Annotated in this window: 12 protein-coding genes; 9 read left to right on the plus strand and 3 right to left on the minus strand. The window is 56.0% G+C overall.

Annotation, left to right across the window (positions count from 1 at the left end; all coding sequences use genetic code 11):
* Nucleotides 1-71: 71 nt before the first annotated feature.
* From nrdF to AC5LBQ_RS04240, 3 genes are all read left to right on the plus strand, one after another.
* Nucleotides 72-1,040, plus strand: coding sequence for a class 1b ribonucleoside-diphosphate reductase subunit beta (gene nrdF, locus AC5LBQ_RS04230; protein ID WP_282922359.1), 969 nt, complete (start codon nucleotides 72-74; stop codon nucleotides 1,038-1,040).
* Nucleotides 1,041-1,229: 189 nt separating this feature from the next.
* Complete coding sequence (locus AC5LBQ_RS04235; RefSeq protein WP_282922360.1) at nucleotides 1,230-1,979, plus strand: multidrug transporter; 750 nt, start codon at nucleotides 1,230-1,232, stop codon at nucleotides 1,977-1,979.
* Between the two features lie 66 nt (nucleotides 1,980-2,045).
* Nucleotides 2,046-3,959, plus strand: coding sequence for a cell wall-binding repeat-containing protein (locus tag AC5LBQ_RS04240; protein WP_493264723.1), 1,914 nt, complete (start codon nucleotides 2,046-2,048; stop codon nucleotides 3,957-3,959).
* Between the two features lie 32 nt (nucleotides 3,960-3,991).
* Here the strand turns inward: AC5LBQ_RS04240 and AC5LBQ_RS04245 are convergent, their stop codons facing one another.
* Entirely contained in the window at nucleotides 3,992-4,660 is a 669-nt protein-coding gene (locus tag AC5LBQ_RS04245; RefSeq protein WP_295026317.1) for a nucleoside/nucleotide kinase family protein, read from the minus strand.
* 94 nt (nucleotides 4,661-4,754) lie between these two features.
* On the opposite strand from AC5LBQ_RS04245, the gene AC5LBQ_RS04250 reads away from it, so the two are divergent.
* On the plus strand, nucleotides 4,755-5,681 hold the full coding sequence (locus tag AC5LBQ_RS04250) for a LasA N-terminal domain-containing protein (RefSeq protein ID WP_493264724.1): 927 nt from the start codon (nucleotides 4,755-4,757) through the stop codon (nucleotides 5,679-5,681).
* 83 nt (nucleotides 5,682-5,764) lie between these two features.
* Here AC5LBQ_RS04250 and hrpA read toward each other — a convergent pair whose 3' ends face one another.
* The gene (gene hrpA / locus AC5LBQ_RS04255) at nucleotides 5,765-9,598 is read right to left on the minus strand and encodes an ATP-dependent RNA helicase HrpA (protein ID WP_493264725.1); all 3,834 of its coding nucleotides are present in this window, start codon (nucleotides 9,596-9,598) and stop codon (nucleotides 5,765-5,767) included.
* A gap of 101 nt (nucleotides 9,599-9,699) precedes the next feature.
* Between hrpA and AC5LBQ_RS04260 the strand changes: the two genes are divergently transcribed.
* From AC5LBQ_RS04260 to AC5LBQ_RS04280, 5 genes are all read left to right on the plus strand, one after another.
* Nucleotides 9,700-10,665, plus strand: a complete 966-nt coding sequence (locus AC5LBQ_RS04260) for a hypothetical protein (protein WP_307741910.1) — start codon at nucleotides 9,700-9,702, stop codon at nucleotides 10,663-10,665.
* 63 nt (nucleotides 10,666-10,728) lie between these two features.
* A complete protein-coding gene (locus tag AC5LBQ_RS04265; RefSeq protein ID WP_297345905.1) occupies nucleotides 10,729-11,112 on the plus strand; it encodes a hypothetical protein in 384 nt (127 codons plus the stop codon).
* Between the two features lie 30 nt (nucleotides 11,113-11,142).
* Nucleotides 11,143-12,393, plus strand: a complete 1,251-nt coding sequence (locus AC5LBQ_RS04270; protein ID WP_307741908.1) for a VIT1/CCC1 transporter family protein — start codon at nucleotides 11,143-11,145, stop codon at nucleotides 12,391-12,393.
* A 178-nt stretch (nucleotides 12,394-12,571) separates the two neighbouring features.
* Nucleotides 12,572-13,387 carry a trimeric intracellular cation channel family protein gene (locus AC5LBQ_RS04275; protein ID WP_374043456.1) on the plus strand — a complete coding sequence of 272 codons (816 nt, stop codon included), beginning with the start codon at nucleotides 12,572-12,574 and terminating at the stop codon, nucleotides 13,385-13,387.
* Nucleotides 13,384-14,112, plus strand: a complete 729-nt coding sequence (locus tag AC5LBQ_RS04280) for an HNH endonuclease family protein (RefSeq protein WP_295026331.1) — start codon at nucleotides 13,384-13,386, stop codon at nucleotides 14,110-14,112. Before AC5LBQ_RS04275 ends, AC5LBQ_RS04280 begins: the two co-directional genes overlap by 4 nt.
* Nucleotides 14,113-14,133: 21 nt before the next feature.
* On the opposite strand, the gene pgm is transcribed toward AC5LBQ_RS04280, so the two are convergent.
* Nucleotides 14,134-15,798 (minus strand): phosphoglucomutase (alpha-D-glucose-1,6-bisphosphate-dependent), encoded by a 1,665-nt coding sequence (pgm, locus tag AC5LBQ_RS04285; protein ID WP_295026332.1) that lies wholly within the window; start codon nucleotides 15,796-15,798, stop codon nucleotides 14,134-14,136.
* Nucleotides 15,799-15,865 lie beyond the last annotated feature (67 nt).

The raw sequence follows: 15,865 nt of genomic DNA on the forward strand, positions 1-15,865 counted from the left end.
AAAGTCAGTTTCGCGCGATATTTCCTGCTTTGCGCAAACCCAAAAATACTATTGAATTCAAGGAGAAACTCGTGGTCATTGGGATTCCAAAAACCGTGCAAGCCATTAACTGGAATGACATCGAAGATGACAAAGATTTGGAGGTGTGGGATCGTCTGACCGGAAATTTCTGGCTTCCGGAAAAGATTCCGCTCTCTAACGATATTCCCTCATGGAAAACCTTGAACGAAGACGAAAAAAACATGACGAACCGCGTGTTCACCGGTTTGACCCTGCTGGACACCATCCAGGGCACGGTGGGCGCGGTTTCATTGATTCCGGATTCCCGGACTCCCCACGAAGAAGCGGTTTACACCAACATCGCATTTATGGAATCGGTGCACGCCAAGTCCTATTCCTCGGTGTTCTCGACCCTGCTGTCCACCGAGGAAATCAACGAGTCTTTCCGCTGGTCAGAGGAAAACGAATACCTCCAAAAGAAAGCCCATATCGTGCTGGACTACTACCACGGCAATGACCCGGAAAAGCGCAAGGTCGCCTCGACCATGCTGGAATCTTTCCTGTTCTACAGTGGTTTTTACGCTCCGATGTACTGGTCGGCTCACGCGAAACTGACTAACACCGCTGACCTTATCCGCCTCATCATCCGCGATGAGGCAGTTCACGGCTACTACATCGGCTACAAGTATCAACTGGCTATCCGCGAATCCTCCGAGTCCCGGCGCCAAGAGATGAAGGATTACACGTTCTCCCTGCTGATGGACTTGTACGACAACGAAGAGCTGTACACCGAGACCCTCTACGATCCGCTGGGCTTGACGGAAGACGTCAAGAAGTTCCTCAAGTACAACGCGAATAAGGCTTTGATGAACCTGGGTTACGAAGCCCTCTTCACGGCTGACCAGGTTGACGTCAATCCCGCGATTTTGGCGGCTTTGTCCCCCGCAGCTGATGAAAACCACGACTTCTTCTCCGGTTCGGGTTCCTCCTACGCCATTGGCACTGCCGAGGAAACCGAGGACGCCGACTGGGAGTTCTAGGCTTCTTCAAGATTGAATCCAACCGTTAGTCCACGCTACTTCCCGGTTGGGAGTATTCTTGTTAGCTGTAGGCCGTTTCCGTACTGTCGCGGGTACGGTGTGCATTTACTTTGTGAATGTTCTTCTGCGTCTAGCGTTCAAATTTGCTAGAATGCAGTGGTTAATATCAACGTAATCGAGGTGTAATACTTGTCTCGCCAAATTATCTTGTCCCAAGAGGCCGTGGAAGCCGGTCTGTGGTATGTGCTTTCTCTGCGTTATCAGGACGAAATCGACCGCGAGCTGAAGCAGTTTCCAGCCGACATGATTGATTACTGGGCGGCCAAGCTAAAGATTAACTCTCGAATGAAGACTGAGCTGGCTGAGGTTCTGGCCGAGGAATGCGAGGTCGTTAAGACCCAGCAGGCGGCCGACAAGGAACTCGGCGCGGAAAAAGAAAACTACATTTTTCCGTCCATTGATGAGGTCTGGCCGCGTATCGTGCTGGCCAAGAAGCGCGCGCATGACCATCAGGAAACTACCATCCCCGCTGCAGTCTATGAACGGCTACGTACCCAAGACATCACCAGTCGAGGGGTGCGCTCCTCGCAAGGCATGGTGCGCTGGCCGCCGACTTGCCAAACCATCACCAAGCGGTGCGGTGGCTCGTGGAATGAAGCACTGCACAACATGGGACTGATGACCTCCAAACGAGGTCGTTCCCGGGGCTCATTAAAGTTCACCGATGAGATTTACCTGCGCGCCGGTGCCGAGTTTTTGATGCACTGCAACGAAATCGGTAAGGGCGCCACCGTGGCTTACTACTGTCAGTGGGTAGCGCGGGAACGTCGAGCTGGACGCGTCTGGCCCTCCGCCGCGGCGCAGCGTCAGTTGCGCGGCACCTGGAATCATGTCATGGAACTGGCAGACCAAATGGTGAAATCCAAGAGCTTTTCCTGAGTTTTTTCACGTCAGGCGATATCCTGAATGTCGCGAGTCTGATTTTCGATTCCACTGGGAGGAAAAGTGAACACACTTCACGGCGAACGACATCTTTTTCGTCATTTTGGGGGTACTTGCCTGGCGGTTTTCTCGCTGGCAGGTTTGGCTCTCGCCGGTTTTGGTCTGAGCCCGGCTTACGGGCAAGACTCGGATTCCACCCCCGCGGTCCAATCCGAGTTCACCTCTGCGGTCGTAGGGTTTAAACCCGGAATGATTATTTCCGATGAGGTTTTTTACAACCCGAACACTATGGACGCCAACGCTATTCAGCAGTTCTTGAACGCGAAAGGGCGGGCTTGCCAGCCAGGTGTAGACACGATTACCATCCCGGCTCCCCAAGATAAGCCAGATGCTCAGCCCACCACGCAAGAAATCACCATTCCTTGCCTCAAAGACTACGTTTTGGACACCCCGGATCGTCCGGCTGATGCCTATTGCCGTGGCGCCTATCAAGGAGCCGAAGGCGAGAGCGCCGCGCAAATCATCTGGAAAGTCAGCCAGGCTTGCCAGATTAACCCCCAGGTATTACTGGTGACTCTGCAAAAAGAACAGAGCCTGATTACCGCTTCGGATAAGGCTTTGAAACTGTCGCGATACCAGAAGGCTATGGGGTACGGCTGCCCGGATACGGCTCCTTGCGACACCCAGTACTACGGATTCTTTAATCAGGTTTATCAAGCGGCGCACCGTTTCCGCTACTACCAAAAGCATCCGACAAAATTCCGTCATCGTGCCGGGCGAGTCAATGACCTGCTGTATCACCCGTCTCGGAATCAGGATGGCTCCTACAAGTGCGGAACTACTCCAATTTTCATTGAAAACCAAGCGACCGCGGGACTGTACAACTACACGCCTTACACCCCGAATGAGGCAGCCCTGGCCGCCGGAGGTGGCCTGGGAGACAAGTGCTCCAGCTACGGAAATCGCAACTTTTATCGCTTCTTTACGTCCTGGTTTGGTTCTGCCGGTTCGTCTAATGCGGTTCCCTCGCTGCGGATTTCGGGCGCTAGCCGAATTGAGACCGCGGCGGGAATCTCGGCTCGGGCTTTTCCCGGTGGTTCGCAACGGGTTTATTTAGCTCGTTCAGATATGCCCATTGATGCTTTAGCGGGCGGGATTCTGCCTGATGGTCCGGTGTTGCTGGTTCCCATTAACGGCCCCATTCCCTCTGCAGTTACTCGGGAAATCAACCGGCTGAAAGCCACCACGGTGGTGGCTCTAGGTGGGCCGGGAGCAATTCCTGATGCGGTCCTGGCAAACGCGGCGCAAGGACGTCAAACTTCGCGGATCTTCGGTCCTGATCGATACGCCACAGCTATCGCAATCTCGCACCATGCGTTCCCACAGGGCGCCAAGCGGATTTATATTGCCGATGGCGTGGGGGCTAACGGGGCTGGTTCTCCCGATGCGGTCGTTGGGGGAACTCTGAGCGATGGTCCGGTTTTGATAGTCAACCCGCGCAGTCCCGAGACGTGGAAGTACGTTGCTTCTGAAGTTTCTGACTTGCACGTTTCCGAAGTCGTTGGTTTGGGTGGGCCCGGTGTCCTCCCGCAACAAGCTCTAACCACGATTGCGGCTCAATCGGGAGCAAACGTCTCCCGTCTGGCTGGGGCGGACCGTTACGGTACCGCGGCAGCTATCTCAGCTCATGCCTATCCCGCGATAGCGCGGCTAGATGAGACCGGTGCGCCAACCGTGAGCGATTATGTCGCTTACATTGCTCGCGGCGACAACTTTGCGGATGCATTGGTGGCTGGAGCTTTGCGAGACGGTCCGGTGCTGCTGGTGCCTTCCCGTACCAACCAAGCCCCCGCTCCGGTGGCGAACTATCTGAGTGTCCTGCACCCCAACACGATTATTGCTCTCGGCGGTTTAGGAGCAGTGCATCCCGATACGGTTAAAGCAGTAGTAGTTAGTGCCGGATCTGGTTTGCTATAGAAGATTAGCTTGCGTCGGTTAACCTGGTTTACTTATGCAGGCAGGTTCCAAATGCGGTCTGCCCGCGCTTGAGAACTCTGGACCAGCAGCCGGTTCGGTTCGTCAACCCGCTGCACCCAAGCGAGCGCCTGTTCCGGGGTTCTGCCGTGATGCGTGTGGCGAGCGACTAGGCGAGCCTGTGTTACCTCCGGCGACGCCTCCAGGTAAATCAGCAGGTCGATTGCTTCGCGAACCAGGGACCATGCCCCGTCTTGCAGTGCCAGGTAGTTGCCTTCCGTAAGTACCACGCCTTCTCGTTCGACCTTGTAACGTGCCGCGATAGCTTGACCAAGCTGACGGTCGTATCCGGGAGCGTACACCACCGTTTTAGCATCGTGGGCCCGATCCAAAGCCATCAGGTAGCCCACCACGTCGAAAGTGTCCGGACGTCCTTTATAGTCGCTGAGACCCTCGGCTTGGAGGACTTCGTTTGACTTGTGGAAACCATCCATCGGAATGATGCCGGCTAACAGTGACTGTGTACCCAAAACAGTTCCGTCCAGCAACTTCCCCAGCCTGGCTACCGCCTCAGATTTACCCACTCCGGGGGCGCCGGTAAAGCCAACCACGCGCAAGACGTGTCCGTTGTCAGCCAGTTCCTTTAGCTCCGTGGCCAAATCGCTCAGCAGTTCATCAAGGGTACCTGAGAATGTCTGGACCATATTTATCCTCGGTTCGCTTTGGTTGAAATGAGTTCGCTATCTCTCAGTCTAACAGCCCAAGCGCCCCTCCCGGGAGGTAGGTTACGATGGTGAGGTGTCCTCAAGAGTGCCCCAGCGTCCCTCCCGGGAAGCCTACCCGTCCGCGCGCGCTTCCGTACGAGTGAAGCGACGCAAGGGTGGGTTTTTTCGTGCCCTCTTGGTGATTTTGGGTCTAGCCTTGATCGCACTCGGTTTGGGCGGGGCTTTGGCTGCGGCGGGGATTCATTTTTTTGCCAGTACGGAGCAACCGGCTTCTCCAACGGCAACCCGTCCCGTGGCTCCCGCCCTTGACCTGTCTGGATTCGACCCCGGAAATATCATTTCCGACGCGGTTTTCTACGATTACCAATCCATGAGCCAAGCGGATATAGAGAACTTTATTCGCGACAAGAACGCGGGGTGCGTGAGTCTTTCCACCCCCTGTTTGGCTGACTACACCGAGGACACTATTGACGTTCCCGCTTCGCCGCGCTGTGAAGGCTACCAAGGGGCACCGGGAGAATCCGCGGGAACGATCATCTATAAAACCGCCCAATCGTGCAAGATTAATCCTCAGGTCCTGCTGGTGTTGCTGCAGAAGGAACAGGGTCTGCTCACGGCCTCTGATTACAACTTGTCCCCGAGCCGCTATGAGGTCGCAACGGGGTTTGCTTGCCCTGACGGGGGGAATTGTGACCCGCAATACTTTGGTTTTGGAACCCAGGTTTACTATGCTGCGGCTCAGTTTCAGCGCTATCGGCAAAACCCCGCGCAATTCCCTTTTCGCACCGGGATAGCCAACAATATCCCCTACTCCCCTCAGGACAGCTGCGGTTCGGCTCCAGTGGTTTTGGCTAACCAGGCTACCACGGCGCTTTACAACTACACGCCTTATCAGCCGGATCCTGCTTTGCTGAGCGGGACGCCCGGCGAATGCTCCAGTTACGGAAACGCGAATTTTTACGGGATTTTTAAGGCCTGGTTCGGGGATTCACATCGATAAATATGCTTATCAATGCAGCTAGTAAGCGTTTCTAAGGTTTTTTAACGCGCCCTATTTGGTATGGGCTAACCAAGTAGATTTCCTTATTTGAACGCCGAGATTTGCTTATTTATCCGTTTGGCAGACACCTTTTCAATCGTGCCGAGTTGCTGGGCAAAGGTCTGTACCCGGTACTCCTCCAGCAGCCAACGTAACTCCTGTAAACGGTGATGGGTCTCGGCGTTAAAGGGGCGTGCCTCCGCCGCCTTCACCGCTGCCTCAAAGGCCGTCGCAGCTTCCGCAAAACGTGCAGCTAACTGGGCGTCACCAGCAGAGTTACGCCGGGCCTTGTCCAATCGTAGGGCATCTGCCCGCAGGTAACGGACCAGCTGAACCAGCCATTTGGCAGGCGTCCTCGCCAAGAAGTCGCCGCCTACCAATTGGTTTACATGGTTTACAATATCTGCTTTTGTGGCGGCGAGGGCAGAGCCGGCGGACCCTCGCAATTGTTGCTCGAGCTCCCCTTGCGCCTGCATCGCGGCAGCAACGGCTTGCAGAATTCTATAGACCTGGTCCTCGTAGCGGTCAATAGCCCATTCTTGCAGTTCAGCCAGGTCCGTATCGTCTGTGAGGGAATGTCCCTCCGCCAGGTATTCCGTCACCAAAGCCCGGCCAGCCGCGCTTTGTGCCGCATCTATCAGGGCTGAAGTGGAGGGATAGGGGGACGCGGCCAAAGCCGCCGCTTCCGCTCCTCGCCACCGGGTCGACACTCGTGTCTCCGTGAGGCGAAGGGCTTGACTGAGTTGCTGGGCAAAATCTCTGGGCCGCTCAACTTTAGCTTTTTCGGCTTCCTGTTGCGCCCAGACTTTGCCTTGTTCCTGGGTGGTTTTCACAATCAAGCGGTCACGCAGAGCCTGAAAGTCGTCTCCCAAACCCAGAACTTTCCCGCCGCGTCCCACAATCGCGAAGTGATTTCGCTGGCCTTCCTCCAGAGCCGCATGCATGGCGGTTAAGTCCGTCTCGGTCAGGTCGACTTGGCGAACCGCGGCTACGCTCTGCGTAAAGATTTCGTCAAAGTCGGGACGCTGTTGGGGAGGTTCGTTTACGTAACGCTCAAACCGGGGCAGGATCTCGTCAACGAAGTTTGCCGCGGGCACCACGTACTTCCGCACGGATTTCGGCAGGGCTTTGACGCAAGCCAGCAGGTAATCGCGCAGCGCTCCGGGAATCGGCCAATCGAAGCCCCGAGATTCGAGAGACTCTAAGATTGCCTCATCGACGATGATGGTAACACCTTCTGGAAGGTTAACCGTGTCAATCTCACGTTCCTTGGTTTTCTTAGATTTTTTCCCTTTATTGTATGGTAAGTCACGCTGATTCGCCGCTTCGGGGGTCGGTCCGCGCTTACCTGAAAATGTGTAGGCCAGCGGTAGCAGGTGCTCTCCCGCCGGCCAAAAATCGGGGAATTGGTCGGTATTGTCTCCGCTATCTGGCACCAATAAATCCCAGGGGTATTCCAACCAATCCGGGTGCTTGAGACGCTGATTTTTCCACCACGCCTCAAAAGCTGTTCCTGAGGTCACGGCGGGGTCAATGCGCGTTTCCAACCATTTTTCCAAGGCATAGGGGTCGACTTCGCCCGGAATTTGGCGCCGCCGCCGCGCTTCGGCAGCCATCTCTAGCCGGCGCTGATTGTCTTCCATAAAGGGATAGACCGAACGCCATTCTCCGCGCACAATTCCGTGACGAATGAACAATTCCCGCGCCAAGCTCCGGGCCGGTGTCCCTTCCACCACCGTATCCCGCAGGGAAGCCAGCGGGACGGAGCGATCCGCGCTGAGAACCATCCCGAACAAGCTGACCCGCTCGTGAATCATGGCACGCCCGAAACGTGTGGACCAGTACGGATCGAAATAAGTCCGCGTCAACAGGTAACGTCCCGCCTGTTCAATCCATTCAGGTTCGACCCGTGCCACCGTCCTGGCAAACAGTCGCGATGTTTCTACCAACTCAGCAGCCATAACCCAGTCGTAGTGTTTGCGGCTCAAACCCGAACCCGGCCACACCACGAATCGAGTCCCGTGCGCCCCGTGATATTCCCTTTTTGTCTCTGACCAGAACCCAATCTGGGTGAGCATCCCACTTAAGATGGCTTGGTGCAGGCTCTCGACGTCAACCTGGTCAAGGTCTACTACCTTGATTTCCCTAGTTTTTATCCCAACGTCACGACACATTCCGCGCAGTTCTGCCACCAGGTCGATCCACTCCCGTACCCGGAGGAAATGCAAGAACTCGCGGCTGCACAACCGGCGAAATGCGCTGGAGGACAGAGTTTCAATCCGGTCTTGCAGGTAACTCCACAGTTTCAGATAACTTAAGAAATCCGAACGCTCGTCTTCGAAACGGGCGTGGGCGAGGTCGGCCTCTGCCCGGCGTTCGCTGGGTCTCTCCCGCACGTCTTGCATCGCCAACGCGGCCACGACCACGACCGCGGGGTCGATGACTCCAAGGCAGTCCGCTTCGACAAGGATACGGGCCAAGCGCGGGTCGAGAGGAAACCGAGAAAGTTTGCGTCCCAGGCGGGTCAGTCGAGCGGGTTTCTTTCGGGTATCTAACGCTCCCAGTTGGCTCAGTTCCGTCACCCCATCCGTAACGGAGCGGGGCGAGGGTGGATCCAGGAAAGGAAAATCCGCGACTTCGCCCAAACCTAGGGCTGCCATCTGCAAAATCACGGCAGACAGCGAAGTGCGTTGAATTTCAGGCTCGGTGTAGGCGGGACGAGACAAAAAATCCGCTTCGGAATACAGGCGAATGCACACTCCCGGAGCCACCCGGCCACAGCGCCCTTTTCGCTGGTTGGCGGAGGCTTGCGAGATGGGTTCGATAGGCAGGCGCTGCACACGAGTCTTGTTTGAATAGCGGGAAATTCGTGCCACTCCGGGGTCAATCACGTAAACGATACCCGGTACGGTCAAGGACGTTTCGGCGACATTCGTAGCGAGGACTACCCGCCGGTATGGATGCGGGGCAAACACGCGCTTTTGTTCCGCCTCGCTAAGCCGGGAAAACAGCGGCAAGACTTCCACCGCCCCCGGAACTGAGGTCCGCTGACCGGGAGCCACGTAACGGCGTCCCAGATGTCCCTGCAGAGCCTGAGCCGTATCGCGAATATCGCGCTCCCCCGCCAGGAAAACCAAAATGTCTCCGGGACCTTCCCGGCACAGTTCATCCACCGCCCGCAAAATGCCGGTGACCTGGTCAATCTCACCGGTTTCCGCCCTTGTGAGGTCCTCCTCGGCGGTGTCGGCCATAAGTGGCCCCGAGTATTCGTCATCTACGTCAACCAAAGGGCGATATCTGACCTCTACCGGATACGTTCGACCCGCGACTTCAATAATGGGGGTATCTGGCCCAAAAGCCGTGGCAAAACGTTCGGAATCAATGGTAGCGGAAGTAATAATCACCAGCAGGTCGGGACGTTTCACTACCAAACGGTGCAAATAGCCCAAGATAAAGTCAATGTTCAAAGACCTTTCGTGAGCCTCATCAATAATCAGTGCATCGTATTGTTTCAGCAGTGGATCGTGGCTGATTTCGGCCAGCAAAATCCCATCGGTCATCAGTTTGATTTGCGTCTCAGGACCCAAAGTTTGGCGAAACCGCACCTGGTAACCAACGGTGGAACCTAGTGATTGACCCAATTCGGAGGCAATTCGCGAAGCAACGGTTCGGGCAGCCAGGCGGCGCGGCTGGGTATGGCCAATCATGCCCCGCGTACCCCGGCCTACTTCCAGGCACATTTTCGGCAGCTGGGTGGTCTTTCCGCTTCCGGTGGCTCCGCTGATAACAACGACTTGATGCTCACGTAAAGCAGCGAGAATCTGCGGTCTTGCCGCGCTGAGGGGCAAATCGGAAGGGTAGGACAACTCTAGGGACATAACCCACCTATTTTAGGCAAGGATGGCGCAAACTTCACCTGACCGCGGGCAAAACCCGCCGGGATCCTCCCGTCAGCCCGTGAATGCGAGAGAATAGGGACGTGAGTAACTCCACGCCGAACCTTTCCCCGGAGCCGCCCGGTGCCGCCGGTTTACCCTCAACTCCCCTCGCACCATCGGACTTTTCCCAGTTCCTCCCGGTGCAAGTGCCTATTTTGCCGTGGAAAAACGCGAAACTCTTGAGTCAAGCTCTGGGCGATACGGTCTATGTCAGCTCCGCTTTTGCCACGGCCCTGCGCTTGGAGCTACAGCTCGGCGTTCCCGCCCAGCGCGGAGAAGTCGGAGTGAGGATTCCGCTTGATGATCCAGCTTCCTGGTCTGAATTGTTTTGTCTGGGTGACACGGCACCCCAGCTGGGCCGAGCCCTGCGCGCCGAAGTCAGCGCTCAGGAGCTGCTGGAAAATCCCCAAGCTAGCGCCAAACTGTTGTCACGTTTAGCGGAGAATAACTGGTATGGCCTGGAAATTGAGGTTCCGGGGGAAAACCTTGATTCGCAATTGATACAGGTTGCCAGGCGCGCCGCTGACGCAGGCCTGCATCCGGCTTTAAGTGTCTTGCCCGGAGCCCTACATTCTCAAAATCAAGGGATTATGAGCGCTTTTGAAACAATATCGCTGGACCTTCTCAATGGCTACCAACCTCGGCGTGAACAGCTGAAGTATCTGGCAACTCAGCGCGTGGTCGGCAAAATTATTGATGCCAAGGACAGCGAGAGAACTAATTTGGAAGCCGCTTTAGAAACACTGGTGTTGATGCGAGCCAAATTAGACAGTCAATCGGAAGTTGCCGTGGGAATCGCGGGGCATTTCGGTTTGGAATCCCTCACACTACCGCTGCGCGAGGACTTGGATTTCGTTGCCAGAACTCGCTTGGCGGGGGCGCGAGAAAAGATTTTTGAAGCCCTGGATTTAGCTAACGCGCTGACCCAGGGCAAGACTACGGTGGCTTCCGCTTTCGTGGCTGATGTGTTGTCCCGAGCGGGAAAGGCCACTTCCCTTCCCGTCTAGCTTTGGCGCAAAAGACCGATAAACAGTAGAATTGCCGCGCATAGTTTTTCGGAGGTGTGGGCAATGTCTGAAGGCAAGTGGCTGTTTCTGGCTGGTTTGGGGGCTGGAGCCGCATTGGCCTTGCGGATGAGTGAAAAGCAAATTAGCAGTGTAAAGGGTTTTGCAGCAAAAATTGCTAACTCGGAAAGCGTCACGGATGCTCGCAGGGTAGCCACGGAAAAAATGGACGATGTCTTGCGCACACAGGGAGCTAAACTCATTGACAAGTTGGCAGAGAGCCTAAAGACCCAGCTAAACGCAGGGGGCAGTGCTGCTTGGGCGGGCTTCGCCAACGCCGGGAATGCCGGAAAGACCCCTCCGGAAGCGTCAACCACATCAACCGATAAAAACGGTGTTACCCGTGACAAAGACGGCCACGTAATTATTGATGGAAAAATCGTTGCCTAATCCAAACCGATGGAGAGGCTGCCAAAGTAGATGAACTCACAGAACCTCCCCGAACCCACTCCGGAACAAATTAAGCGCTGGCGGCGCTATCTCGCCGAGGAACGTGACGAAGCCAAAATCTACCGTGCCATCGCGAAAAAACGCCAGGGCATCAATCGCGAGATTCTGTTGGAACTGGCGGATGCCGAAAAGCGTCACGAGGATTACTGGCTGGCGCAACTCGGCACTCACGCCGAGCCGGCCCCACGCAGCCCCTGGTATATCCGGCTACTGCAGGGTCTGGCCATCAAGATAGGCTCTATCTTTGTTTTGGCGATGATGCAACGCTCCGAAGAACGTGGCACTTACGATGTCGATGCAGATGCCACCCCACAGATGGCGGCCGATGAGCACCTGCATTCTGAAGTGGTTCGCGCTTTGGCGGCTCGCTCCCGAGCTCGTTTTTCCGGACGTGCCCGCGCCATGGTTTTCGGAATCAATGATGGCTTGGTTTCCAATCTCGCTCTCGTGGCGGGCATCGCTGGTACGGGAGTTCCGGTGTCAATAATTCTGGTCACGGGGCTAACCGGGTTGGTGGCAGGAGCCCTGTCGATGGCTGCAGGGGAATACATTTCTATCACGTCTCAACGCGAGTTGTTGGAATCTTCGCAGCCTAACCCGGATGTGAAACAGCGTCTGCCCATGTTGGACCGCGCCGCTAATGAGCTGAAACTCCTGTTTATGGCCCGAGGTGACAATCCTGAGGAGGCTGCTGCACACGCGGTTTTGGCCTTGGAAACCATTGATGCTCAGTTGCAGTCACGCACGCTGTCTAAAACGGCTACTCCAGATTTCTTGGAAGGCGTCAGTCAGAGCGAATCCATGGACGAAATGACCTCTGTAGACAACGACACCACCACCCTTTCTGCGTCAAGAATGTCAACTGAAGAATTCAAAGAAACAGATGACTATCCCCTCGCCTTAGCCTTTGAAGAAGCCCCCTCTGGGGAGCTGGAGGCGATTGGCTCCGGACCCCAGGCGGCCCTGTCCTCTTTTTTGGCTTTCACCTTGGGGGCATTCATTCCCCTGATTCCCTTCCTCCTAGGATTCAGTGGAATCCCCGCTATTAGCGCCGCAGTTGTACTGGTCGGACTCATTTTACTGATGATTGGCGGAACAATCGGCATTCTATCTGGTAAACCGCCGTTTTTGCGAGCCTTACGGCAGGCTGCTATCGGCATCGGTGCTGCAGTTGTCACTTACCTTTTGGGTCTCGCCGCCGGGGGAGCTTTTTCACTGTAACCCCCGTCCGACACCCGACTTACCAGCGCCCCGGAGCTCCACTGAACAAACGAGCAATGAAAGACCTCACTAGAGAATCTGCTGCCGATTTTGGAGAAAAGTTTCCTCTCGGCTCAGGTACAATGCTCACGTGCTGAGTGCTATATTCTCTTTCGATACCGGCCTGTTTCCCACAACTATCTCGGCAGCTGCACCAGTTTCTTTCAATGACCTTTTACCCCAGGTGTTTCGAGTTCTCGACATTACCGGCGTTTTCCTCAACGGTATCCTCGGCGGCAGATTGGCTCGTCAAAAGCATTTTGATTTAGTTGGTTTCGGAGTTTTGGCAGTGGTTTCCGCTTTGGGTGGTGGCATCATCCGCGACATTATGCTGAACAATGCCCCTCCTGTAGCCCTGACCGACAAATTTTATTTGACCATGGCTTTGGCTGGGGCGGTGGTCGCCGGGTTATGGAAGTTTGACGGCAAATGGTCGCGGCGAACCCTCATTTTATTCGATGCTCTGGTGCTGGGAATCTGGGCTGGCACAGGGACTCAAAAGGCTCTGAGCTTGGGCTTCGACGTGATTCCGTCCATATTGATGGGTGTAATCACCGCTATCGGCGGAGGTATGGTGCGTGATATCGCTGCGGGCAACGTGCCGATGGTGTTCGGGGGAAGCAGCCTCTATGCCATCCCGGCTATCCTCGCTTCGTGTGCAGATGCCTCTTTCTACAAACTTGGATATCCCCTGACCGGTATGGTGGCAGCGGCTCTGATCGGCTCAACCCTTACCATCTTGGCTTCCTGGCGGCGCTGGATTCTTCCCGAAACTCACGATTGGACGATTTCGATGACTCGCCAACAGTGGAAATCGGCACAGCGAGCTCGCCGAATCGCCCGTGGAGACTATCCGGATGCTAAGACAAAGAAGCTGTGGAAAAACCAGTTTTCCACAGGTAAAACCGATGAGGATGGCGAAAGTAGCGACTCCGGTACCACACTTGAGAAGTGAGCGGTTTCTCTAGTATCGAACCTTCGATGCCAAAGCGCCGAGCCAGTATCGGCGACGTTGTGTTGGTTGGCTGCGCGGCACTGGTTTGGTGGGCACTATGGCCTGGAGCAGGGCCGAATCTGGCGAATTTTCCCACCCCCGGTTTACGTTGCCCCGCCGGTTCCACCAGCGCGAATATCGGCGGTTCCCTGAGTGAACTATGTGCCCTGACGGTCCGTAAAGACGCTGGACCCGGCGGGTATCAGCGCGACATGTTCGGAGCGGGGTGGATGGATCGCGATGGGAATGGCTGCGATACCAGAGCGGAAATATTGGCTCGAGACTTTCAATCCCCGCGTTTCGCGGACAGCGCCAAGCCGTGCCGGTTGACCGGGGGAACCTTTCACGATCCCTACACCGGTAAAACCGTGCAATTTGAAACGGCACCGGGCCGCAAAGTCCAGATTGACCACGTGGTGGCACTGGGCAATGCGTGGAAGTCCGGGGCTTGGGCCTGGACGAAAGCACAGCGGGAAGCATATGCAAATGACCCGAGCGTGCTGCTGGCGGCAGACGGACCGGCTAACCAACAGAAATCAGACGCCTCTGCCGATGCTTGGATGCCTCCAAACCACAACTTCCGCTGCGCCTACGCCCGCCAACAAATCGACATCAAGTATCGGTGGAACCTGACGGTCACCGTTGCGGAAAAAGCCGCGTTGCTCTCTGCCCTGACCAAATGCTAGGCCAGCGTGGTGAAACGCACCTTATTTTGCCAGAGCCTGGGCAACCACCTGTTTTGCTTCTTCTTGAATAGTCTGAAGATGCTCGGGACCCTTAAAGGATTCGGCATAAATCTTATAAATATCTTCGGTGCCGGAGGGACGCGCGGCGAACCAGGCGTTCTTGGTAGTGACTTTCAGTCCTCCGATAGCCGCGTGGTTGCCCGGTGCCTGCACCAGGCGGTCGACAATCGGCTCCCCGCCCAGTGTCGAGGCCGCGACGTCTTCGGGCGCCAAAGCCGCGAGCTTGGCTTTTTCAGCCTTGGTCGCGGGGGCATCCACCCGTTCGTAAGCGGAAGCACCAAACCGGGCCACCTGTTCTTCGTGCAGAGCGCTGGGAGTTTTCCCGGTCACTGCGAGGATTTCGGAGGCCAGCAAAGCCGCAATCAACCCGTCCTTGTCGGTAGTCCACACGGTGCCGTCTTTGCGCAGGAAAGATGCGCCAGCGGATTCCTCGCCGCCAAAGCCTACGGACCCATCCAGCAATCCCGGCACAAAATGCTTGAAACCAACGGGGACCTCGACGAGTTTGCGTCCCATATCGGCTACTACCCGGTCGATTAAAGCCGATGACACCAGCGTTTTGCCGACGGCACAGCCTTGCGACCAGTGCGGACGGTGGGTGAACAGGTATTCGATTGCCACCGCCAGATAGTGATTCGGATTCATCAGGCCATCGGCAGTAACGATGCCGTGACGGTCTGAATCAGCGTCGTTTCCAGTCGCAATATCGTAGGGAGCCGAGCCACCCTCCATCACCTGACGCAGAGAAGCCATCGCGTAGGGCGAGGAGCAGTCCATCCGAATCTTGCCGTCCCAGTCCAAAGTCATGAAAGACCAGCGCGGATCGACCTTTTCATTCACCACCGTCAGGTTCAATCCGTAACGTTCGGCGATGGCGGCCCAGTAGTCTACCGAAGCGCCGCCCAAGGGGTCAGCCCCGATGCGGACACCGGCGGACCGAATCGCCTCAACGTCAACTACGTCAATTAGCGAGTCGACGTATGACGGTAGAAAATCTGTTTTTCCAATAAATTCTGATTGCTCGGGATGCGGGTTCCTCGGCACGGAACGCCAACCCTGGCGCAAAATCTCATTGGCACGATTAGCAATCCAGGAAGTCGCGTCCGAATCTGCGGGACCGCCACTGGGCGGGTTGTATTTAAAGCCGCCGTCACGAGGCGGATTATGCGAAGGGGTAACAACGATACCATCAGCCAAACCCGCTCCGCTCAGCCGCACACCTCCCGGCGTGCCCGCCCCGTTAGCCTTGAGAATGGCGTGAGATACGGAGGGTGTCGGAGTGAAGGAATCGCGTGCGTCTGTCAGAGTGCGCACTTCCATGCCCGCGAGGACCTCCAGGGCGGTACGCCACGCCGGCTCTGATAGGGCGTGCGTATCGCGCCCGATGAACAGGGGGCCGTCATAACCTTGTGATTGACGATATTCCACAATCGCGGCCGTGGTGGCAACGATATGAGCCTCGTTAAAGGCGCGGTCCAGAGACGAACCGCGATGGCCCGAAGTCCCGAACGAAACTGCCTGTGCAGGCTCATTCACATCGGGTTCCAGGTCATAATAAGCGCTAATGACTTCATCAACGTTGATGAGGTCTTCCGGTTTGGCAAGTTGTCCAGCTCGTTCATGCATAGCCTCATTGTTTCACCAATTTCTGTACTGGCGCGGGCGTTTAGATGACAAAACCCGTAAACTTCTG

The organism is Mobiluncus sp. (assembly GCF_985070215.1).